The organism is Bacteroides sp. RTP31139st1_H2_RTP31139_211217 (genome assembly GCF_040227615.1).
Classification (GTDB): Bacteria; Bacteroidota; Bacteroidia; order Bacteroidales; family Bacteroidaceae; genus Bacteroides; species Bacteroides uniformis.
Genome location: NZ_JBCNZM010000362.1, coordinates 726 through 1,030, shown reverse-complemented (window position 1 = coordinate 1,030; position 305 = coordinate 726). Strand labels below are relative to the sequence as shown.

General features: G+C 53.8%; 1 pseudogene. It reads left to right on the top strand.

Annotated elements, in window-relative coordinates:
• Window positions 1–305 (top strand): annotated as a pseudogene (locus ABUA47_RS24960) (hypothetical protein); the annotation flags it as partial.

The window sequence follows — 305 nt, the reverse complement described above, 5'->3', positions numbered from 1 at the left end:
ATCATCCTGATAATTACCTGCGTGTGTGTCGCTGCAAGTGCGAATGCACAACAAGGTAGCGGACGCCTCTCACTTGGCACAGGGCTACTCTACAAGAACGGCATGGATATAACGCTCGCCTACGAACATGAAATGAACTACCGCCATGCGTGGGAGTTTTTCGTCAACGGCTACCTACAATGGGCAGAGTGCGGCTCGTGCGGTCATATCTGTCCGGAATCATTTTGGCGAAACTACCGCAGCTACGGTTTTGGCGTGGCCTACAAGCCGTGCATGACGCGGGGACGCAACCACTATGGCAGTCT